Consider the following 20,408-nt stretch of genomic DNA (forward strand, 5'->3'; position numbering starts at 1 on the left):
GGATTCATTTTTTACGCCACGGATCCAAACCTTAGTGATGACGACGAACAAATGCTGAAGGAAAAAATCGCGAGCTCTAAAGGGGTGGGTAACTTTAGAAGTATGTTTGTTAATATTCCAGGCGGTGCAGAAAAAGGTATTCAGCTAATCCCAGTGGGCGATATAGCGACAAAAGATGAATTTGAGCGAATCAAAAACATCACTGCGCAAGACATTCTCGTAGGCCATCGCTTCCCTATAGGAAAAGCAGGAATCATTCCCCAGGGAACGACTAATCTAGGTGATCCCGTAAAAATTGGCAGTGAATATGCGAAAGACGAAATCATCCCCGTATGCGAATTAATTATGGATGAAGTTAACAACGATCCCGAGATAAAAAATATCAAAAATCTACATTTTAAATTTGATACTACGTTTGGAGAAAGCTCATAAACCTGTACAAAAACACAGCCCTTTGACGTATCATTATTTGGTCAGTCAATAAGTTAGGTTCTTGTATGAGAGTATTGTGTCCGGAGTGTGGTTGTAAAAGCCGCATCCAAAAATCCAACCGTATATCTGCGGGTTATACAGACTTATATTGTTCTTGTAGTGATGCAGAGTGTGGGCACACATTTGTGATGAACTTGTCTTACAGCCACACGCTTAGCCCTTCTGCGAGGACAACTTCACAGATGGCATTTAACTTGGTTAAAGCTCTAGCACCAGATCAGAGAAAAGAGCTGAAGCAGCAACTTTCAATGCTATAACTTGAACTCTGGACTATCCACTTCATCAGCCATTTGGATGATCATCTGAATGGCTTCTACTTTGTCGTTATCGAGTTTACCTTGATTGTCTGCGACCACTAACCCCATCAAATACGCACCGACCTGCGCACGGCTTTCGGCTTCAGTGCTTAATGCTACTCCATCGATGATGAGCTCCAGTGCTTTCTGGAATAACTGGTTTTTATTAGACATATCAATACCCTTAACAACTACATCGCCAATATACTGTATATACATACAGTTTTCTACCCATTCTTTGCAGCCAATGTCACTGTATCGAAAGTTGATATGGAGAAGCTCACCGTCCGAGCTCTTTTATCTAAGTTGGTACACCTTCTTCTTTCATGAAGCTTTCCCAAGCGGGATCAGACCGGTCTAACTCCATTTCCAGGAGGTACTTATCGAGTATTTTTTGGCTTTTAGGTGGAATTCTACAGTTATTGCCACTGGACCAAGGGCGGTCGCTCCCGCTCCCTTCAGAAGCCTCCGACAAGTCGGAGTCTTTCTTGATGAGTTTCCATTCTGTTTCTCGTGTATAAACAAGTAAACCTGAACCTTCCACCCCATCAGTGACAGTAACAATTTCACCGTATTTGTTTTCGCGTTCTTTTGTAACTAAGCGGATTGGACGCTCAGACGATCTAAGACGATGGCCGCCCATATAATCCATGTAAGCAGAAAAGAAGCCGCAGTCGGCCGCTCTTCTGGCCTTTTCGAACAAGCAGTATTCTTGCTCTTCATCGATACGACGAAGCTCTCGCCAAATGGTCACTGGCGGCGTTTTCTGGAATTGGAACTGACGAAAGCAGAATGTACGTGACCAAGCGGTGACGTTCTTTACTGTTTCTTGAAGCTTGGCTTTTTTATTGTCTCGGTCGACTTCACCTTCAAGGGCATAACCATCAACGTTTTTAGAAATGTACTTGGCTAGATAAGCAACGGCACCTCCGGCAGATTTATCGATCAGCTTTGCATCAAAGCGCGCTTTCATCGCTTTGGTTCTTGGTGTGCCGTCTTCAAAATATAGGTCTTTGGGCTCTCTAAACTGATACGCTTCAAGCCCTGCGATGAACGTCTTTACGTGCTCTAACGGCATGAAAAATACGCCATGCCAGTGAGGTGTGCCATCTTGGTGAGGCTCGACTACTCTCATACCGTAATACACCAGCTCACGGTAATCGGCCCAGGCTCTAAACAAATTCCAGCCATGGCTTAGCCAAGAATGTGCGTCTTTAGGGTTAGCACCGTCAAACTTGGGGTTTTCTATCCAGTATTTACCGTGTTGTTTAAGCCTGTGAAATCGGCTCGGTGAGGTCATGGTGACAAAGATTGCGACATGATTATTGCTCTCTGCATATTCCTGGCAACCAGCAATACGCGTCATTAGCTCATGTCTACGATTTGCAGGATTGCTTTGAGACGAATCAATGACTGTTTTTAGGTCAACTACGTCCCCGCTTTCGGACTCTATCGCCATCAACTCAATCCACTCTCGTTGACGGTCTTGACGAATAGTTAACCATTCACAAGCAGAGTTAGAAGCATAAGGTGAGCTATGTGGGGAAACCATACCAGCAGCACGACGAGCATTCTCAAATACCGCAACAACAATACGGCCAATAGCTCTGCGCCAAAAAGCTTCATCCATTAGCCTAACAATCATTGAATATGCTTGGTTGGTATCCTCAACATGTGCGAAATGAGGTAGCCACAGAGAAGCGCCTGTAAATTCATTGATAAATGAGATTGTCTCAATTGGTGAGAGCCCATGCTCTGACGCGAGCCTGACTCGGTTTCCGCAGCGCCCAGCCATTTCAACCGCCAATTTCGCTCTTTTGATTTCGTTATCAACTTTCCACCAAGCTTCAGGTAACACGGAAAACGCAGATGCAACCGCACTGCTCCGCTTTTCAATAAACTCGATTGCACGCTTAAAGCCATACTTTTTTAATCGGCTCGCGGCCGCTTTATCAATATAGTTTCGGATATCGAAAGGTAGCTTGAGCTTGTTAGCGGTCATAGACGCAAACTCAAACACTCGTTCGCGAGGTGTTAGCTCTCCATCATGAACCCATACACCATTCACGAAAGAAAGTTGGGAAGTGCCTTTTTGATTATCCAGATAAGAAATCAACTCCCGATGCAGATTGCTTGGGAGTCGATTTAGTGGATTGTTTAGGTTAATGTTGTTCTTCTTCATGAAAGTTAAGAACGTGCCACCACACGATTAGGTAAACGCAAAGACTTTTGCTTTTGTTTCGTGAGCCAAACTCTTTTGCGTCGCTCACGCTCTGTTTCTGTTGTTGCTCGTTTTGCTTCAAGCTCAGCTCGTACCTTCTCTAGCCAAACAAGGCCACGTTCTTTGTCTTCCTTTGTCAAAGAGTAATGCGGCAAATCCGGACAAGGTAAATGGCAGGGTTCAGTAAAGGTTTGAATGCTCATATCTCAGCAAACTCCTGTGCATCTACAACGATAAACCCGCCTAGCCCTTCACCTTCGCTTAAAACTCCGTGGCGAATGTGGTTACAGTTAAGTAGCTCGCAAGCTTGATTAACGGCATCGTCTAACGAATCGAAATCTCCAAGCGCCGTTGTTTCTGGCTCTTGAGTGTGTTTGTGGCGCTTCATCGCACCATCACCAAAAAGTCGAATAGCTACGTATTGCATTAGGCACGATCCCCTCGCTCGGAGATGGCCTTCATTTCTAAACCCGCTTGTCGCCGAATATCTTGCCAAAGACGAATGTTTGAGTTTTGCTGGCACTCTTGCCCTTCGACTGGGTTCTGTTGGTACTTGCTAATGTTCAGCGCAGCAACGTTCTGTATGTGTAAAGCTTCTTCTAGGGTGTTTAGTTCAATCGTTATCATGTGGAAATATCCTTACTATTCTCTGGAGTTAACTCAGTCCAGGAACCGGTGCACCACTGGCGATGAAATCCACGCTCATACTTAGTAATGGCGTGATGCCCGTTGTGCGACTTTCAAGATCAGAAATAAGCGCGACCAGATTGCTGATACTGCAATGCGCCTTGTCGATGATGGTTTGCTTGTGTGAACGGCTAATGCGGCTGCTTCCGCTATGTTCCAGCGCCATGCGAGATAGATCGCCAGAGTGCACCGCGTTTTCGAGCGCCCGCTTGATGAAGGTTTCTTCACTCGCTTCACTTGGGATATGCGCCATCACCACACCAAGGCCAAGCAAAAGGCTATTAAGAATGGTGTAGTTGCCACTCGCTTTGGTTATCAGCACAAGTTCTACGTTGGTTAGAATGTGCGGCTGCTCTGGGTTGAGCTTATTGCGCAGCATAGTGGCATTCATTCCTATGGCTTTTGCTAACTTGGTCATATTCTCCGAGTTCGCAAATGCACAACACGCTTCGTTAAATGCCTTTTGTTTAGAGCCACGGAATTCGCACATTGAGTCAATTTCGTTCATAGCGAATACTCAATTGAAGAAATACGGTACGAAAACGAAACCCCAACCAAGGATGTTTAGCCACCAAGGACAATGCTCTTTGGTTGGAGTTAAGGAAGATAAGCGCATGATCACCTACCCCAAGTTTTCCATTGCTTCTCGTGTAGCAATTTCAAGTAACGCCACCATGTTGATAAGCGGTGTTTCTTTACCTTTTGCTTTAGTTTTAATAGGTAAGCGACCATCAGCCACCCAATCCATGATGGTACGTTTTGGCATACCAGAGAACTGGGAATATTGGTCGTATGTCATGAAAGGTGTATTTAGGACTACTTGATATGAAAGCATAATGCTATCCTTGTAGGTTATTGAATGTGTTGTACCGGATAAGCGAGTTGCACCTCGCGGTTAACCGTTGAGTGAAAATGTAGACTTTTTATGAGTGAATATCAAGAACAAATACCCTCTTTTGAGTACATCGGCGGTCGAGATGTAACAGAAAGGATGAAGCTCGTCACAAAAACCAACGACTTCAAGTCGCTTGGTGAGTGTCTCGGTGTGTCAAAAGGAACAATATCCACTTGGCACCAAAGAGGTCTAACACCTTACGAAGTGATTATCAGACTTCATTTGAGGACTGGCGCATCTATAAAGTACTTAGCTCTGGGCGAAGGTGAACCGTTCCCTTTACAAAGCTCCCAAGATCATCTGACCAAAAAGAACGAATCGAGAACTTTATTTGATATCGATGTATTCAAACTGGTAAATGGCAAACTCCAAGGCAATGAAACACTGCCTTTCGACAAAGCGTACTTAGATAAACTTGGTGTTCTTAATGTGATGGGCGTCGAGCAAGATGGCTCAACATACATTATCGATAAAGAAGTTCATCAAGCAGTAAGTGGCACATATCTAGTAGATATGGATGGCCTATTCTCCCTGAACGAAATCCAACGCTTACCAGGCAAGAAACTAGCGATCAGCTTTAATGGTTCCACTCTGACAGTAGAGGAAGATGAAGTAAGGGTTGTGGGTAGAGTTGCGTTGGTGATGGAGAGGAAGTAGTTGGATACACCGGAAAGAAATGACAATCATGTAGCGGGGGAAGTTGGTGAACAAAGCGCAGCTTTACAATTTACTAAGTGGGGATGGACCTCTGAAAAAATCTCCTCTGACTATGGCGAAGACTTATCCTGTAGCATATTTACGAACAAGAAAAAGACTCCTCTCTATTTCCGGGCACAAGTAAAATCTTTTTACTCAGAAAAGGGGCAAGTGGCCCAATTAAGCTCGGGAGAGTTTAGTGTCCCAATAAAATCGTCTACCTGTCTATCGTGGGCTCAAAGTTTTTTCCCTGTTATTTTGATTGTATATGACAATAATAACGATCAACTCTATTGGTCTGATGTAACACAAGCGGTAAGAGCTAAATCATTACAATTAAAAGGAGAAACCGTTTCTCTTAGGGTTCAACCCAATATACTCAAAGACAGCAAAGCTAGGCTAGAATCTTCCATTGCTGCATTTTATTCAAAAATGTTAATGTTAAATCAGCCTGAGTTTAGATGCGATGTAATTCCTGTTTTAATGCCAGAGTATAGAGCTTTAAAAACGGCTGGAATAAATGGAATTACCGAACTATCCCCCCCTGAAAACATGTCCGTAATCCCTTTTGGCCAGAGGTTATTTCAGGATTTACCAGGTTGGTTTAGCGCTATTTCATCACTACACCCAGACTCGATTGAGGTTTGTAAAGTAAAATCCAGCACTCAAAGCTTAGATTGCTTTTTTAATGAGTTGGAGCAACTAATTGAGTCGTCAAGAATATCTCATGAACCCGAACAATGGGTATCTTTCATCATTTCCCCAGTATTGCTAACTGATGCTAATGCTGATGATTTTGTTGACCATAACATTTGGAGTAAGACACTCACAGGCTGGTCATGTTACAGCCTTTTTCACGGGAAAACCTATAATGACTATGATTTCGCATTTTCCATACCCAGTAACTTTTGTCGCCAAGTAGCAAGAAGATCCAGAAGCGTTCAAGGCTATTTTTCTATATCGCCATCTAAAAAGTCGGCGATACAAACATACGCACTGTGCAACCCACCATATTTAGTTTCTCAACATAGTAAGAACTTTAGGGCACAGGTCGAGAAAAGCTTTACTCCATGGCAGTGTTTAGAGAGTGAAATTCCTTCAATTAAAATCATGCTAAAAGAGTTGAATTTGGTGTTCAATATCTTAGAGAAGGATGACAATTTGATGAGTGGCATTATTTGTAATCCTCTCTTTAACCCAGAAAGTGGTGGTATGTTCTTACCGACAAGCTGGGCTGAATATGACGTAGCAAGTGTAAAGGAACAACTCTCATCATATACAGGCCCTTTAATCGGAAAGCCTGGCGAACACGCTATCGAAGAATCAATCATGTCAAGCTTCCACCTAAACCAAAATGAGTCAACACAGCCTTTACTGTGCATGCCAACTGACCATGATGTGGGGCTTCCACTTCTTCAGGCGGAGAGGCAATTGCTTATCCACTTTTACTTTAATAGCTGTAGTTTATTATCTGACAAAGATATTACATCGGGCATAACTGAACTAGTTCGAAACAACCTAATAGATTCAATGCCTGTTGAGGTGTTTTTACAAGAATCAGAACTAAACTCAGATGTCTTAGAGTTATGCATTTGTTTAAAACCTAGATTCGATGTTTCAACCGAAGAGGTTCTTATGAGAAATGAGAATAGGATTACGGAATCGGTATATGACTATCTGATAAAGATCGATTGTGTTGTGTTGGCCCCTCAAGAATACCTAACAATCAACGGAGAGATTTACTTTGAAGGGAATTCACCTTGGAAATGATAAACAACGTTTGAAGTCCTCCGAGTAGGGATCGGGAGATTTGGAATCGCTAACCTCCCCATGATAACTAAATGTATAAATAAGGGATAGCCAGTTGCGCTGTTTGTCGCTTTTCAACATCATCTTTCCCGCTAGTTTGGTGATTCCAATAATCGGCAATTTGCTGATAGTATTTTTGCCACCATTTCACCTGAGCTAACTTGATTAGTTCCTTATATCGAGTGTCTTCCCGAAAACTTTGCCATATTCTACGTTCAATAAAGTTAGTCAGAAGAAAATCAAAGGCAAGAAATATATCCAAAGGTGGATGCATCAGCCTTGGAGCATCCAATAACACTAATTCGCCGTAATCTTGCGTATTGTCTTTGACCTTACGACCACCGTGATGAATATGGTTACTCGGATGAATAAAGTCAGGTACACCACTATGATGTCCATGACAATCTAAATGCCACGCTCCTCGAGCAATTTTGTCTGAATTATTGATCGCTTCATAAGTGATCTCTATGACCGACTCATTTACATTTCCAAACTCAAAATCTAAATTCGGCATTAAACTAACGCTTACATGAAGCCTCACGTCTAAAGAACCCGCTTTCCAAGTATCACGGCATATAAACTGTTGTTCAGAAACATTCACAAACTTCAAGCTATCAAGAGTGTAGCGAAGCCCTCGGCTTGAATTTGTTCGTTCAAGAACATTAATTAATTGATATAGAGGTGCTGTGCTTTCAACAATTTGACTGCTAGATGAATCAATAATTGATATTAATTTTCTAACACCTTCGATTGTTTCTGCTTTAGTCGCCATCTTTAGTCAACCTTTCGTATAGAGGGATCACTTTATCTTGGTAATCTTTGTGAACTGGGTATTTATCCCTATCATATTCCCTGTCATGAGTAACCTGCGGATCCAAGTAAATAGGTTGTTCCCATGACATAAGATCAGGTTTACTCACCAGGATGGCATCACATATGTCTAACGGCGTATCAGAAACAATGCAATTTACCCAATACTTCTCACTTTGAGTTCCATTGGTGTATTTTGGTACCAGAGGAGTTAAACCACTACATCCAGTGGCTTCTATGATTGATTCAACTCGTTGAGTGGCTGTTAAACCTCTTAATGGTAGATCGTTAATTTCATTGTCATACCACCAATCCTCTATCGAAGAGAACCACCAACGATCTTTTAAAGACGAAAATACACCTTTATATTTACAATCTTCTAGTAGAGTTTTAAATTCTTCCCACCCTTCTGAGCGATTAATATCTACACCAAGTCGTGTTGCTAACATTGACTCAGTAACCAACATTCCAGCACTTCTTACTAAGTTGTGTAAGATTAAAGAAATGAGCGTATGAATATCTTCCAACTTGGATTCAGCGTACTCTACAAATCGTTTATCGCAATATTTGTATACACTGTCATTCCAGTTCAAAAGAGGTTCTAGTATTTCTTGAATTTTTGCATTTGAACCTATTTTAGGATTCACATTCTCTTTAGCTATCTTATAAGAAGTGGCTAGCCCAATCAGTATATGACTAGCTTGATGTGCATAGCTTTCGCTCTTCGATACTTTTGTTTTCCCAACCGTAAAATCAAATAAATTATGAGCACTTTGGTCTTTATCAAAATATTTTACATATACGTCTTCATTTGAGAACAATACGATGGGAGCTACTACCATTTGGTTTCCAATCATTTCCGTTCTGCAGTCTTGCGCTAATGATGTTCCCCAGTAACCTGCAACAACTCCATTTTCATTAGCAGCGTCCAGCTTCTGATCAATCATTAAGCCATCAAAACCGCCTTCAGAAAACATTTTTTGAATGTCCTTCATTGGGCGAGTTTGTGTATGAGTGATTTCTAGCTGGCCGCCTGCATGAAATTCTAGTTCAGTTATTAACTCTTCCAACTTCTCAGTTTCATCATCATCGACATATAAATATTTAATAGGCATCATCTGGAATCTCATCTTCTTTTGCTTTAGGAATAATTACTTGAATACAGGTGCTATAACCTTCAGATGGTTCTATCACAGAAATATCACCATCAAAACCGTCAACTATACTTTGGGTAATAGTCAACCCTAATCCCATTCCTCTTAGTTGGTGTCCATCTTTGACATATGCGCCTTTTGAAAGCTCTGTCGTAAATAAAGCACCAAATACTTTACCCCAATTTTCTTTAGGTATGCCATCACCATTATCTTCAAAGTGAAGAATATGTGCGTCATCCGCAGTTCTCACTGTAACTTTTATTTTACCTTTCGGTTGATTGGCTCGGACAATAGCCTTACAAGCATTTGTGAATAAATTAATAAAAACTGAAGACAACTCTGAAATATGCATAGGAATTGTCCAAAAATCATCCCCATCAAAGTTCGTTATTAGTTCATAGGCTCGACGGTTTAAAGTTGGTTGCATAGCATCGAAAAAAGTTTTAGATACTTCTCGTATTTCCAATACTTCTTTAGCTCTCTGAGAGTTATTCCTTATGGTATCGGTAAAAAAATCTGTATACGATACAAGCATTTCTATATTAGACTCTATTTTTCTTGCCGATTTCAATGCAATGTCATTATCAGATACCGCTCTTCGAAGCTGTTTACCATTCAAGGTTAACGCGTTTAGATATAATTGTATTTCATGTGTAAACTCACCGATCGCTAGACCGGAAGATGAAAGTACTCTATACATGTTTTTTTCATCTATAAGTTCCTTTATATATACTTCTTGTTCTGCCAACCCTTCTTCGAGAGCTACTTTTAACTCTGGAGTTACAAAGCTATTTGTATTCTCATCTTCAAATAAACTTGTCAGTGCATCTTCTTTTACATTATTAGAAATTTGTTCGGCAGTCGCTTTGAGTTTTTCCCGAGACTCTTCAAGCTTCTCTTCGATGGTCGGTTCTTTCTTTTTGAAACCAGTTTTCTGACTTGCGGTAACTTTTTTCCCCTGAGCAGATGCTATACGACTTACAGCATTTGCTATAATATCGTAAGCTGTTCTTCGCAACTCTTCAAAATACTTATTTTCAATTAAACCTTCACGCGCAGATGTTTCATCAAATAGAGTACCGTTTATATCTGTTATATCTATACCACCTACAAAGTTGGTGTTTGCATGTGGGGGTAATATTCTCCTTCTCCTACTTGAATCATCTAAACCTAGCCAGTCATCAAACCTACTACCATATGGCGCGACATAGAAACCATTCCTGTATAGTTTTACACCTCCATTTTCATTCAAGTAAGTAAATAGATATTTTGAGGCTCCGATACCCATAGTGAAATAATGCGCGCCAAAAGTGAACTTCGCTGACTTTAGAACATCTGATTTTATTTGCTTTAATATATATGTTTCATTTAATTCAAAATCTTTCAATCCTTTAATTTTGACTTCTACATACCCTTCATTAGTAATAGAGGCTTGAATATAAGCTGTGGCTTCATTTAAGAACTCAACATCATCAGAAACTATAGGTAATAATTCGTCAGATATTGGTAACTTCGCGTAGAAAGTTGGTGAAAAGCCAGGGTCTACTAAGCCAGATCCTAAGGTAGTAGGCGTATTTTTTATTACAGAACTAATATATTTAAATGCAGTGGACTGGTTAGTTTCACTCCACACTTCTTTAGTTCCTGAAATAATTAATTTAGTTCCATTCTCGAACCCATAATCATCTTCACTCGTTCTTATTTTATTTCCGATAGACAATAAATTAGATTTTGACTTGTACTCCTGCCAATCAAAATCTACGACTAAGTAAGGTTCATCTGCACTCGTGCGAGTAATTATTGTTAGGTAGTTCCCAATTTTCTGAGCCGCGAATCTACCAATGCCCTTTCGTCCAGCTCTTGCTCTTTCGTAATTTGGAGAAACAGGGTTATCTTCTTTGTCTGAAGTACTAATCTTCATAAAGCCATTGATTAATGCTTCTCTTGTCATACCATGGCCATTATCTGCAATTGTAATGGTTCCACCTGGTTGATCAGTATTTTCAAATATTACTTCAACTTTACTAGCCTCTGCATCATAGCAGTTTTTAATCAGCTCGCTTAAAGCAGTTGTTTTCTTGGCTACTAATTGTTCCCCTAAGCGTTTAACTAAATTACCATCAACAGAAAATCTTGCATTTTCTTCATCATATGTTGATAGTTCTGCAGCAACTTCTAGAATTTTTCCATATTCTAATTTCTCATCATCGTTATTACTTATTAAATCAAGAAGTTCTTTTCTTAGTTGAGATTTATTGGTCATTAAAACTCCTAACACCTTTATAACGCTCTCTTCTTAAGACATTAACACCATCTAATAAGCAAGCACGTTGTTTAATTGTAATCAATCCATGCTGGATAAGAACACCATCTACTAATTCAGCGACCTTAATAGGGTTTTCACATTGAATTTCTTTTTCAACATCAGCTTTAATGCCTAACAAATCTTCAACACAGTCAGGAGTAAATAATACCTTTATATTTCTACCAGCTGACGGTTCAATCTTAAGTACACCAGAGCTATAAGCTCTACCTTCAACCTCTGCCGAAAACTGCGAATAAGTAGAAAGCAACGTTAAAGCAAATGCCTGCTTTACTTTTGCTGGCGTATTTTCTCGGAAAATAACTTTATGAATGGAGTTAGTACAATTCACCTTAGCCTTGTTGACTACCATTCTTGGTCCCAAATGAATCATATAAGATAGAAAGCAATCAGCTACTATCCCATCGATGCCATACCCCGGCGCAAACCAATTTGGACGTTTTTCGAAAGTTCTATTTTTGTTCCTTTCTTCTAACGTAATTTGGTTTAAATAAGCACTAACAGGATTATTTGGATCTTGCATTTGCTCTTCTGAAGGACAAACTAAATAGGCTCTGTGCCCTTCTCGCTGAATACGTCTTTGTTTTCTGATGTCGTGCGTCACGCCAGTCAGAGATGAAAAGCGTCCAATAACTGGCTGTAGCACATCCTCTGGCAAGTTATGTTCATTTACCGTTGCCTGATTAACAACAAAGTATTTATTTGCACCAGTTACCATGCCTATTTTGATATCAGCATAATAGCCAATTGGCTTAGAATGCTCAGATTCCAATAGCTGCAAATAAGCATTTTTAGCATCTTGGCTGACCAGGTCTAACTTATAGCCATCAATTCCTGCTTCTGTAGTTTGCAAATCACCTTCAATTGCCCGCTTAAGATCTTCAACGTTCTCTACTGCGGCTACTGAAAAATTCGTATCTACCAATGGCTCTGTACTAAAGCTGTCTGCAATTAGAATAACTGATGTTTCTTTGGCACCTTCTTCTTTGAAAAAGCGCTCGGCAAGTTTTAATACTTTTACATTCTGAAAATGTAGCTGATGAATTTCCAATAACCTTTTAGCGTAGTCAGCATGTAGCAAGCTACTTGGTAGAACCCACGCAACTCGCCCACCTTCCTTCAGAAAACTCAATGAGTGCAGTAGGAAAAATGCCCAAAGACTCGCGTTGCGTCCCATAGTTACGCTAGAGAATGGAGAATCACGTAGAACCGTCTCACACGTTTCTCTTTGTTTCTCTGTCATATTGTGCATTGAAACATATGGAGGATTTCCTAATACAACATCGAATTGTTGAACTAAAAAGTCTGTTGGATGAACTGTAATGAAATCTTTCTTAATAAATCGATTTACAGTTTCAACCATATGTCCAAATTTTTCACTTAAGATGCCAAATGCATGCTGGTCGATATCCACACCATACAATTGTTTCTCTGGAGACGGGCAACCAAGACGTCTTAGTGTTTTTATACTGCTGTCAAAGAACCCACACCCCCCAAAGCTAGGTTCTAAAATATCCTCGTCAGAACGCACAATAGCCCAGTCCGTTAAAACTTGGCTAAGTTCAGGTGGTGTGTAGTAAGCACCCAGCTCTCTTTTTTTAGTTAAAGAATGTGGGTTAAGCATTAGTTCATGTACTCGCTCATCTAAGTGGTCAACTTATAAGATTTCTTATATAGGATATTAACCTATGTCGTGCATCAAATGAATAGATTTATCTAACTCCCATCGAGAGCATCACGTATACATACTTATAAAAATCATATAGATACATAACACCTCACTCAATGTAATTATCCAAATCCTGTCAAATATAATCAAAAATCCCAAACTAGCGGCATGTGCTTTAATTGCGATATTAAACATTGTTCAGCGTTCACTTACGTTTATACTGTATATAATCACAGTTAATTGTAGTTTATCCATGTCTATCCGCAACTTAAAAGACGGTTCAAAGAAACCTTGGCTTTGTGAATGCTACCCAAACGGTCGAGTAGGTAAGCGCGTTCGTAAGAGGTTCGCTACTAAAGGTGAAGCTGCTACTTTCGAAAGGTTCACCATGCGAGAAGTAGAAGATAAGCCCTGGCTCGGTGCTAAACCTGATCATCGCCGTTTGTCTGAGCTAGTTGCATTGTGGTTTAGGTTGCATGGCAAGAATCTAAAATCCGGTGACCATACGCGCCTTCGCCTAGAAAGTATGGTTTCAGATTTAAACAACCCTATCGCTTCACATCTCAATGCACAGCAACTCGCGGTCTACAGAGCGACTCGCTCAAACAAAGGCCGAGGGAAACAACACAAAGACCTGTCTATCGCTTCTAACAATGTGGATTTCGGTTTGCTCAAAGCCATGTTCAATAGGCTGATTAAACTTGGTGAGTGGAAATTGCCGAATCCGGCTGATGGTATCGAGGCAATTAAAAAGCCTCAATCCGAGCTGGCGTTCCTAACCGAGCAAGAAATTCACCACTTGTTTAAAGTAGCGAGACAAAGCCCAATTGGTGACGAACTGATTAAGGTGTACAAGGTTTGTTTGGCGACCGGTGCACGCGTACGGGAAGCAATATTTTTAAAAGGTTCTAACTTGGCGAAGTACCGGATCACTTACAGTAATACCAAAGGCAAACGCAACCGGACGGTGCCTATTTCTGAAGAGTTATATCACCAGATATATAAGCCGACCAATGATCGCCTGTTCACCTGTAGTTACAACGTGGTGTATAAGTGGCTAACGATCGCCCTTCCCCATCTGCCCGAGGGTCAAGCCACTCACGTTCTTCGCCATACCTTCGCAAGCCACTTTATGACGAATGGCGGCAACATTCTTGTATTGAAGGAAATCCTCGGCCATCAACACATCGATCACACGATGATTTATGCGCACTTTTCCCCAAACCATTTGAGTGATGCGGTGAGGTTTAACCCTCTTACAGCACTAGATATCTAGCCGACATAAGTGGCGACAAAATGGCGACACACATCGTAATTAAGCGTTATTCTGCGTTAAATTTCGGACAATACATTTTGAATACACTAGGTAGGACAAGGGTTTACAAGGCTTCACGAGGGTTCACGAGGGTTAGAGACATTACCGGACATAATAAAGCTTTATGTTCATTCCACTAACCTAAAAAGAAAAAGGAGCCAGTACGGCTCCTTCGTATTCTATCGCTAAATGTGAGTATTTACGAATTACTCAGCTTGATCTTCAGCGCGCGCTGCTGCTTCTTTGATTAGAGGCTGCAGTTCACCTTTTTGGAACATTTCTAGAATAATGTCACAACCGCCGATAAGCTCACCTTCAACCCATAGTTGAGGGAAAGTTGGCCATTGCGCGTACTTTGGTAACTCAGCACGGATATCTGGGTTTTGCAGAATGTCTACGTAAGCGAACTTCTCACCACATGCCATTAGTGCCTGTGACGCTTGAGAAGAGAAACCACAGCTAGGTAGTTTCGGTGATCCTTTCATGTACAGCAGGATTGAGTTTTCAGAGATCTGCTGTTTGATTTTGTCGATAGTTTCCATCGCTTCCTCATTCATGGGTTTGAACTTTATTTATTTGCCACATTCTACTCAATAACGACAGAATAAAAACCATATAATTAATAAGGCTTAATTTTAGGTTGCTCATTGGCGAGCAATGCAGCACTTCACCACTGCTAACCTCTTAAAATATTTTCATATCGGGGTTTTAATAAAGTAAAAACTTGCTAAAATACTTACCAAGTCAGCCTTAAAGGCGACATAGCTATAAAAAAACACTGGAAGCAATCGAAAGGTCATCCTTTCAAATCAATGGAGAATCGAGTAATGGCATTTGAACTACCAGCTCTTCCTTACGCGAAAGACGCACTAGAACCACACATCTCAGCAGAGACTTTAGACTACCACCACGGTAAGCACCACAACACTTACGTTGTTAAGCTTAACGGTCTTATCCCTGGTACTGAGTTCGAAGGCAAAACTCTAGAAGAGATCATCAAGACTTCTACTGGTGGCGTATTCAACAACGCAGCGCAAATCTGGAACCACACGTTCTACTGGCACTGTCTTGCTCCAAATGCGGGCGGCGAGCCAACTGGCGCAGTTGCAGACGCAATCAACGCAGCATTCGGTTCTTTTGAAGAATTCAAAGCGAAGTTTACTGATTCAGCAATCAACAACTTCGGTTCTTCATGGACTTGGCTGGTTAAGAAAGCTGACGGCTCTCTAGAGATCGTTAACACTTCTAACGCTGCTACTCCTCTAACAGAAGAAGGTACAACACCACTTCTAACTGTTGACCTATGGGAACACGCGTACTACATCGATTACCGCAACGTACGTCCTGATTACATGAACGGCTTCTGGGCTCTAGTAAACTGGGACTTCGTAGCTGAGAACCTAGCGAAGTAATATACTTCCCCCTAAGTTCAATTTAGTCTTATTCAAAAGCTCGCTATTTAGCGGGCTTTTTTGTTTCGCCTTCCCTAGCACCTTTAAATAATTCCCTCTTTTACTAAAGTTTTTCTTATCCACGCCGTTAAAAGAGCATCGAGCGAGGAACATCATGCAAATTCATACGTTAGACAAAGCTGCAATTATCAACGAACTTCAGTTCGGTAATGGTATTAACCATGCCGTACACGAAGGTCGTCGTGCGGATTTCTCGCTGATTCTGTCTATGTTCTCTAATGATGTTCGCGATGTGGTCCCAGTTGAAGAGGTCCAGGAAGTCATCACCAGTGACAGTATTCTTCGCCAACAATTGGGTTTATCGCAACCTCAAGCTCTTCGTTCTGATAGCAGCAGCTATGAACTCGCAGCTGAACAAGCGAAACAGTTTCACGATGCAGGATTGCCTTCCGCAAAGCTGAGCCATTACCTAAAACCAGATGCGCTGACTTACCTGCCAGAAGACACATTCAACCTACCAGAGGAGGTTTATCACAACCTATCTGGTCATGAGCGACGCAGATTGGGCGAACGCAACAAACAACTGATCCCAGATGCTGGGCTATATAATCAGCTAGTGACGGCTCAACGTCAGCATCAAATTCAAGCTAAAGCATAGAGATCCGCTTTTTATCCAATAGCTTGCAATACCTACACGTCAGAAATGTGACGTCTTACAAATTACCGCACAATAGTCCTCACTCGAAAGCGTTAGTTTGAAGCCTTTCACACTGAACCCAACGAATTTCAACCATGCTATTAGCACAAACCACTGGTGTATTGTTTTTCACATATGGATACAGTGAAGGTGCTATGGATATCAAAGAATCAATTATTCTCGTCACGTCTGCAGGTTCGGTTATAGGAAGAACCTGTGCAAATCACTTTGCTCATCTTGGAGCAACGTTGATTCTTTGTGACCAAAATTCTAGCGCTTTGAGAGCGAGCTATGAGCAAATCAGCGCTTTCACTGACAAAGTGTATGCGATGAATGTGTGTAGTGATAACACAACGTCCATTAACTTATTGTTTGACCAGATAGAATCACAGCTACGTGCGACACCAGATGTGATTGTTAATTGCTGGACCAGCTCCCCTATGCCTGGCTTAATGGCGCCAGAACCAATGAGTACTTACATTGATCACTTGTCGTCTGCGGCACGCTTCCTTTATACCTACGGCCAAGTAGGAGCAGAGCGCTTTCGAGCCAGAAACAAGAAAGGCGTCATTGTTAACGTCATTTCTCATGACAACCATGAAGACTTTACGGGAGTTGAAAGCATGGCGGCGTTGGTGTCAGGTTTTACTCACAGCTGGGCAAAAGAACTCACACCATTCAACATTCGAGTGGGCGGCGTTATTCCCTCGGTAAATCATACAAAAGAAGATCTCAACGAGAGGCACTGGGCTGAGATCCAAGACGAACTAGTCCGCAACACAGCATACATCGTCGCGAATGAATACTTCAGTGGCCGAGTAGTTGCGACCGAAGTGTAAGCATACACAGCAACTCTGTTTTCCCAAGCCAGATGTAACTCCTGCACCAAAATAAAAAAGCCCCAGTCATTTGACTGGGGCTTTAACCTTTTCCCGATTAAGGTTCCGTGCTAGCGAAAACCTTGCTCACTCGATTTTTTAATTACGCGTCAGCTTTTTCTTTCTTTGCTTTAGGTGCTGCTTTTGCTGCTTCTTGGTCTGCTTTCTTCTTGATAACAGTTGTACCTTCGAAAGTTTCGCCTTCAACAAATGCTTTACCGTAGTAAGAAGCCATCAACACATCTTTAAGTTCGCTGATTAGAGGGTAACGTGGGTTCGCACCAGTACATTGGTCATCGAACGCTTCTACCGCTAGCTCATCCAGTTTCGCTACGAAATCTGATTCAGCAACACCTGCCGCTTGGATAGACATTGGGATGTCTAGGTTAACTTTTAGTTCATCCAACCATGCTAGTAGACGTTCAATCTTCTGAGCAGTACGGTCACCTTCTTGGCTTAGGCCTAGGTGGTCAGCAACTTCAGCGTAACGACGACGTGCTTGTGGACGGTCGTATTGAGAGAACGCAGTTTGTTTAGTTGGATTGTCGTTCGCGTTGTAACGTACCACGTTAGAGATAAGTAGTGCGTTAGCTAGGCCGTGTGGCAAGTGGAACTCAGCACCCAGTTTGTGAGCCATTGAGTGACAAACACCTAGGAATGCGTTCGCAAATGCAACACCAGCGATAGTAGCTGCGTTGTGTACTTTCTCACGAGCGATTGGGTCATTTGCACCGTTCGCATAGCTTGATGGTAGGTACTCTTTTAGCATCTTAAGTGCTTGAAGAGCTTGGCCATCTGAGTATTCGTTAGCAAGAACTGATACGTAAGCTTCTAGAGCGTGAGTTACTGCATCGTAACCACCAAATGCTGTTAGAGACTTAGGCATGTTCATTACTAGGTTCGCATCAACGATTGCCATGTTTGGCGTGATTTCGTAGTCAGCTAGTGGGTATTTCGCACCAGTCTTGTCGTCAGTAACAACCGCGAATGGCGTAACTTCTGAGCCAGTACCTGAAGTTGTAGTGATACATACAAGCTCAGCTTTTTTACCCATTTTAGGGAACTTGTAGATACGTTTACGGATGTCCATAAAGCGCATTGCTAGTTCTTCAAAGTGAGTTTCTGGGTGTTCGTACATTACCCACATGATTTTCGCTGCATCCATTGGTGAACCACCGCCTAGCGCTAGGATAACGTCAGGTTGGTAGCTAGCCATTTGAGCCGCACCTTTTTCTACTACAGACAGTGTTGGGTCAGCTTCAACATCGAAGAATGTTTGAACTTCCATGCCTTGAGCTTTCAGTAGGCTTACTACGTCATCTGCGTAACCGTTGTTGAATAGGAAACGGTCAGTTACTAGGAATGCACGTTTCTTACCTTCTAGGTCGCCAAGCGCGATTGGAAGGCTACCACGACGGAAGTAGATTGACTTAGGTAGTTTATGCCACAACATGTTTTCAGCTCGCTTCGCTACAGTTTTCTTGTTGATTAGGTGTTTAGGACCTACGTTCTCAGAGATAGAGTTACCACCCCAAGAACCACAACCTAGCGTTAGAGATGGCGCAACGTTGAAGTTGTACAAGTCACCGATACCGCCGTGAGTAGTCGGGATGTTGATTAGGATACGAGCTGTCTTCATCTTGTCACCGAAGTAACGGATACGATCAGCGTTAGTATCTTGGTTAGTGTAAAGACCAGATGTGTGGCCGATACCACCAATCTCAACCATAGTTACCGCTTGAGCAACCGCATCTTCGAAGTTGTCAGCACGGAATAGACCTAGAGTTGGAGATAGTTTCTCGTGAGCGAATGCGTCATCGTGAGATACTTTGCCCAGACCTTCACCAACAAGAACTTTAGTGTCTGCTGGAACTTTAACGCCTGCCATTTCAGCGATTGCTGCTGCTGGCTGACCTACGATTTTCGCGTTTAGCGCGCCATCGATAAGAAGCACTTTACGAACTTTATCAGCTTCTGCTTTGCTTAGGACATAAGCTTTGTGAGAAGCAAAACGCTCTTTCACTTCGTCGTATACTTCATCAACTACGATTGCAGCTTGCTCAGAAGCACATACTACACCGTTGTCGAAAGTCTTAGACATAAGGATAGAAGCAACAGCACGTTTGATGTCTGCTGTTTCATCGATAACAACCGGAACGTTACCTGCACCTACACCGATTGCTGGCTTACCAGAAGAGTAAGCGGCTTTAACCATGCCAGGACCACCAGTTGCAAGGATAAGCGCGATGTCATCGTGTTTCATTAGAGCGTTTGAAAGCTCAACAGAAGGCTGGTCGATCCAACCGATGATGTCTTTTGGTGCGCCTGCTGCTACTGCTGCATCTAGAACGAGTTTAGCTGCATCGTTAGTTGAGTTTTTCGCACGTGGGTGTGGTGAGAAGATGATACCGTTACGAGTCTTCAAAGAGATTAGAGATTTGAAGATCGCTGTAGAAGTTGGGTTAGTCGTTGGTACGATACCGCAGATGATGCCTACAGGCTCAGCGATAGTCATAGTACCTAGGTTGTCATCCTCTTCTAAGATGCCACACGTTTGTTCGTCTTTGTATTTGTTGTAGATAAACTCAGAAGCGAAGTGGTTCTTGATTACTTTATCTTCAACAATACCCATACCAGATTCTTCTACCGCTTGTTGAGCTAGCGGGATACGGGCCTGGTTAGCTGCAAGCGATGCTGCACGAAAGATTTTATCTACTTGCTCTTGAGAGTAAGTAGCGAACTCTTCTTGCGCTTTCTTAACGCGAGCAACCATTGCATCTAGTTCAGCCATATTAGTTACAGGCATAGGGAATCTCCTAAAATTAACAAATATTAAAAACTTTTTACTAAGGCTATTACTTATCGTTTTTACTGTTTATCAGTCACTTAGAAAACAAACGTCTTAGTAAATTGCTTTCAGGACTGAGTATAATATTTCAGAGTGTGAAAAAAATTGACTTGGATCAGTTCTCACCACCTAAATACTACCAAAGTGGTGCCTCATCACACCAAAATGACATAAATCACTGATAAACAAATAAATTAACTTTCATT

General features: G+C 41.8%; 20 protein-coding genes and 2 pseudogenes. 8 read left to right on the forward strand and 14 right to left on the reverse strand.

Translation table 11 applies throughout. The features are described from left to right. Together R7E29_RS02740 and R7E29_RS02745 are read left to right on the forward strand one after the other, a co-directional pair. Window positions 1-432 (forward strand): annotated as a pseudogene (locus tag R7E29_RS02740) (phage portal protein); the annotation flags it as partial. A 65-nt stretch (window positions 433-497) separates the two neighbouring features. Next, window positions 498-749, forward strand: a complete 252-nt coding sequence (locus tag R7E29_RS02745; protein WP_234499374.1) for an ogr/Delta-like zinc finger family protein — start codon at window positions 498-500, stop codon at window positions 747-749. Here R7E29_RS02745 and R7E29_RS02750 read toward each other — a convergent pair. From R7E29_RS02750 to R7E29_RS02780, 7 genes are all read right to left on the reverse strand, one after another. Beyond that, on the reverse strand, window positions 744-962 hold the full coding sequence (locus R7E29_RS02750; protein WP_025517538.1) for a hypothetical protein: 219 nt from the start codon (window positions 960-962) through the stop codon (window positions 744-746). The genes R7E29_RS02745 and R7E29_RS02750 overlap by 6 nt on opposite strands. A 127-nt stretch (window positions 963-1,089) precedes the next feature. Beyond that, a complete protein-coding gene (locus R7E29_RS02755; RefSeq protein WP_318082384.1) occupies window positions 1,090-2,970 on the reverse strand; it encodes a replication endonuclease in 1,881 nt (626 codons plus the stop codon). A 5-nt stretch (window positions 2,971-2,975) separates the two neighbouring features. Then, window positions 2,976-3,212 carry a hypothetical protein gene (locus R7E29_RS02760; protein ID WP_025517534.1) on the reverse strand — a complete coding sequence of 79 codons (237 nt, stop codon included), beginning with the start codon at window positions 3,210-3,212 and terminating at the stop codon, window positions 2,976-2,978. After that, window positions 3,209-3,436, reverse strand: a complete 228-nt coding sequence (locus R7E29_RS02765; protein ID WP_193269371.1) for a hypothetical protein — start codon at window positions 3,434-3,436, stop codon at window positions 3,209-3,211. The genes R7E29_RS02760 and R7E29_RS02765 overlap by 4 nt, the downstream gene beginning before the upstream one ends. Next, on the reverse strand, window positions 3,436-3,636 hold the full coding sequence (locus tag R7E29_RS02770) for a hypothetical protein (RefSeq protein WP_318082385.1): 201 nt from the start codon (window positions 3,634-3,636) through the stop codon (window positions 3,436-3,438). Before R7E29_RS02770 ends, R7E29_RS02765 begins: the two co-directional genes overlap by 1 nt. Window positions 3,637-3,664: 28 nt before the next feature. Next, window positions 3,665-4,204: a phage regulatory CII family protein gene (locus R7E29_RS02775; protein WP_318082387.1), complete on the reverse strand. Its 540-nt coding sequence runs from the start codon at window positions 4,202-4,204 to the stop codon at window positions 3,665-3,667. Window positions 4,205-4,318: 114 nt separating this feature from the next. Continuing rightward, window positions 4,319-4,531: a hypothetical protein gene (locus R7E29_RS02780; RefSeq protein WP_045607456.1), complete on the reverse strand. Its 213-nt coding sequence runs from the start codon at window positions 4,529-4,531 to the stop codon at window positions 4,319-4,321. A gap of 90 nt (window positions 4,532-4,621) precedes the next feature. Between R7E29_RS02780 and R7E29_RS02785 the strand changes: the two genes are divergently transcribed. Next, window positions 4,622-5,248, forward strand: a complete 627-nt coding sequence (locus R7E29_RS02785) for a phage repressor protein CI (protein WP_318082389.1) — start codon at window positions 4,622-4,624, stop codon at window positions 5,246-5,248. Continuing rightward, complete coding sequence (locus tag R7E29_RS02790; RefSeq protein ID WP_318082390.1) at window positions 5,249-7,057, forward strand: DUF4365 domain-containing protein; 1,809 nt, start codon at window positions 5,249-5,251, stop codon at window positions 7,055-7,057. It abuts the gene before it with no gap. Window positions 7,058-7,124: 67 nt separating this feature from the next. Here R7E29_RS02790 and R7E29_RS02795 read toward each other — a convergent pair whose 3' ends face one another. The 5 genes and pseudogenes from R7E29_RS02795 to R7E29_RS23055 all read right to left on the reverse strand — a co-directional run. After that, window positions 7,125-7,868, reverse strand: coding sequence for a hypothetical protein (locus tag R7E29_RS02795; protein ID WP_267421241.1), 744 nt, complete (start codon window positions 7,866-7,868; stop codon window positions 7,125-7,127). Beyond that, complete coding sequence (locus R7E29_RS02800; RefSeq protein WP_267421242.1) at window positions 7,858-9,024, reverse strand: hypothetical protein; 1,167 nt, start codon at window positions 9,022-9,024, stop codon at window positions 7,858-7,860. Before R7E29_RS02800 ends, R7E29_RS02795 begins: the two co-directional genes overlap by 11 nt. Beyond that, window positions 9,011-11,323 carry a sensor histidine kinase gene (locus R7E29_RS02805; RefSeq protein WP_318082392.1) on the reverse strand — a complete coding sequence of 771 codons (2,313 nt, stop codon included), beginning with the start codon at window positions 11,321-11,323 and terminating at the stop codon, window positions 9,011-9,013. The genes R7E29_RS02800 and R7E29_RS02805 overlap by 14 nt, the downstream gene beginning before the upstream one ends. Next, window positions 11,313-12,101 carry a hypothetical protein gene (locus tag R7E29_RS23050; protein ID WP_411054261.1) on the reverse strand — a complete coding sequence of 263 codons (789 nt, stop codon included), beginning with the start codon at window positions 12,099-12,101 and terminating at the stop codon, window positions 11,313-11,315. The genes R7E29_RS02805 and R7E29_RS23050 overlap by 11 nt, the downstream gene beginning before the upstream one ends. A gap of 258 nt (window positions 12,102-12,359) precedes the next feature. After that, window positions 12,360-13,010: pseudogene (locus R7E29_RS23055) on the reverse strand (class I SAM-dependent DNA methyltransferase); the annotation flags it as partial. Window positions 13,011-13,305: 295 nt separating this feature from the next. Here R7E29_RS23055 and R7E29_RS02815 point away from each other — a divergent pair. Beyond that, window positions 13,306-14,328 (forward strand): tyrosine-type recombinase/integrase, encoded by a 1,023-nt coding sequence (locus R7E29_RS02815; RefSeq protein WP_318082394.1) that lies wholly within the window; start codon window positions 13,306-13,308, stop codon window positions 14,326-14,328. A gap of 245 nt (window positions 14,329-14,573) precedes the next feature. Here the strand turns inward: R7E29_RS02815 and R7E29_RS02820 are convergent, their stop codons facing one another. Further along, on the reverse strand, window positions 14,574-14,909 hold the full coding sequence (locus R7E29_RS02820) for a Grx4 family monothiol glutaredoxin (protein WP_017635833.1): 336 nt from the start codon (window positions 14,907-14,909) through the stop codon (window positions 14,574-14,576). 285 nt (window positions 14,910-15,194) lie between these two features. On the opposite strand from R7E29_RS02820, the gene sodB reads away from it, so the two are divergent. The 3 genes from sodB (at window position 15,195) to R7E29_RS02835 (ending at window position 17,315) form a co-directional block, all read left to right on the forward strand. After that, window positions 15,195-15,779: a superoxide dismutase [Fe] gene (sodB, locus tag R7E29_RS02825; RefSeq protein ID WP_005396533.1), complete on the forward strand. Its 585-nt coding sequence runs from the start codon at window positions 15,195-15,197 to the stop codon at window positions 15,777-15,779. 154 nt (window positions 15,780-15,933) lie between these two features. Beyond that, on the forward strand, window positions 15,934-16,437 hold the full coding sequence (locus R7E29_RS02830) for a VC2046/SO_2500 family protein (RefSeq protein ID WP_033907342.1): 504 nt from the start codon (window positions 15,934-15,936) through the stop codon (window positions 16,435-16,437). 134 nt (window positions 16,438-16,571) lie between these two features. After that, entirely contained in the window at window positions 16,572-17,315 is a 744-nt protein-coding gene (locus tag R7E29_RS02835; RefSeq protein ID WP_053304187.1) for an SDR family oxidoreductase, read from the forward strand. A gap of 142 nt (window positions 17,316-17,457) precedes the next feature. On the opposite strand, the gene adhE is transcribed toward R7E29_RS02835, so the two are convergent. Beyond that, a complete protein-coding gene (gene adhE / locus R7E29_RS02840) occupies window positions 17,458-20,160 on the reverse strand; it encodes a bifunctional acetaldehyde-CoA/alcohol dehydrogenase (RefSeq protein WP_005380731.1) in 2,703 nt (900 codons plus the stop codon). Window positions 20,161-20,408: the final 248 nt, after the last annotated feature.

Origin of the sequence: Vibrio sp. Vb1729 (genome assembly GCF_033338655.1) — a bacterium.
Taxonomy (GTDB): domain Bacteria; phylum Pseudomonadota; class Gammaproteobacteria; order Enterobacterales; family Vibrionaceae; genus Vibrio; species Vibrio alginolyticus.

What these genes read in the sequence shown, in the direction of transcription:
- R7E29_RS02775 (WP_318082387.1), bottom strand. Translation starts at nt 4,204, where the DNA reads ATGAACGAAATTGACTCAATGTGCGAATTCCGTGGCTCTAAACAAAAG.
- R7E29_RS02770 (WP_318082385.1), bottom strand. Translation starts at nt 3,636, where the DNA reads ATGATAACGATTGAACTAAACACCCTAGAAGAAGCTTTACACATACAG.
- R7E29_RS02800 (WP_267421242.1), bottom strand. Translation starts at nt 9,024, where the DNA reads ATGATGCCTATTAAATATTTATATGTCGATGATGATGAAACTGAGAAG.
- R7E29_RS02780 (WP_045607456.1), bottom strand. Translation starts at nt 4,531, where the DNA reads ATGCTTTCATATCAAGTAGTCCTAAATACACCTTTCATGACATACGAC.
- R7E29_RS02835 (WP_053304187.1), top strand. Translation starts at nt 16,572, where the DNA reads ATGCTATTAGCACAAACCACTGGTGTATTGTTTTTCACATATGGATAC.
- R7E29_RS02805 (WP_318082392.1), bottom strand. Translation starts at nt 11,323, where the DNA reads ATGACCAATAAATCTCAACTAAGAAAAGAACTTCTTGATTTAATAAGT.
- R7E29_RS02815 (WP_318082394.1), top strand. Translation starts at nt 13,306, where the DNA reads ATGTCTATCCGCAACTTAAAAGACGGTTCAAAGAAACCTTGGCTTTGT.
- R7E29_RS02795 (WP_267421241.1), bottom strand. Translation starts at nt 7,868, where the DNA reads ATGGCGACTAAAGCAGAAACAATCGAAGGTGTTAGAAAATTAATATCA.
- R7E29_RS02750 (WP_025517538.1), bottom strand. Translation starts at nt 962, where the DNA reads ATGTCTAATAAAAACCAGTTATTCCAGAAAGCACTGGAGCTCATCATC.
- R7E29_RS02745 (WP_234499374.1), top strand. Translation starts at nt 498, where the DNA reads ATGAGAGTATTGTGTCCGGAGTGTGGTTGTAAAAGCCGCATCCAAAAA.
- R7E29_RS23050 (WP_411054261.1), bottom strand. Translation starts at nt 12,101, where the DNA reads ATGGTAACTGGTGCAAATAAATACTTTGTTGTTAATCAGGCAACGGTA.
- R7E29_RS02785 (WP_318082389.1), top strand. Translation starts at nt 4,622, where the DNA reads ATGAGTGAATATCAAGAACAAATACCCTCTTTTGAGTACATCGGCGGT.
- R7E29_RS02830 (WP_033907342.1), top strand. Translation starts at nt 15,934, where the DNA reads ATGCAAATTCATACGTTAGACAAAGCTGCAATTATCAACGAACTTCAG.
- R7E29_RS02765 (WP_193269371.1), bottom strand. Translation starts at nt 3,436, where the DNA reads ATGCAATACGTAGCTATTCGACTTTTTGGTGATGGTGCGATGAAGCGC.
- adhE (WP_005380731.1), bottom strand. Translation starts at nt 20,160, where the DNA reads ATGCCTGTAACTAATATGGCTGAACTAGATGCAATGGTTGCTCGCGTT.
- R7E29_RS02760 (WP_025517534.1), bottom strand. Translation starts at nt 3,212, where the DNA reads ATGAGCATTCAAACCTTTACTGAACCCTGCCATTTACCTTGTCCGGAT.
- R7E29_RS02820 (WP_017635833.1), bottom strand. Translation starts at nt 14,909, where the DNA reads ATGGAAACTATCGACAAAATCAAACAGCAGATCTCTGAAAACTCAATC.
- R7E29_RS02755 (WP_318082384.1), bottom strand. Translation starts at nt 2,970, where the DNA reads ATGAAGAAGAACAACATTAACCTAAACAATCCACTAAATCGACTCCCA.
- sodB (WP_005396533.1), top strand. Translation starts at nt 15,195, where the DNA reads ATGGCATTTGAACTACCAGCTCTTCCTTACGCGAAAGACGCACTAGAA.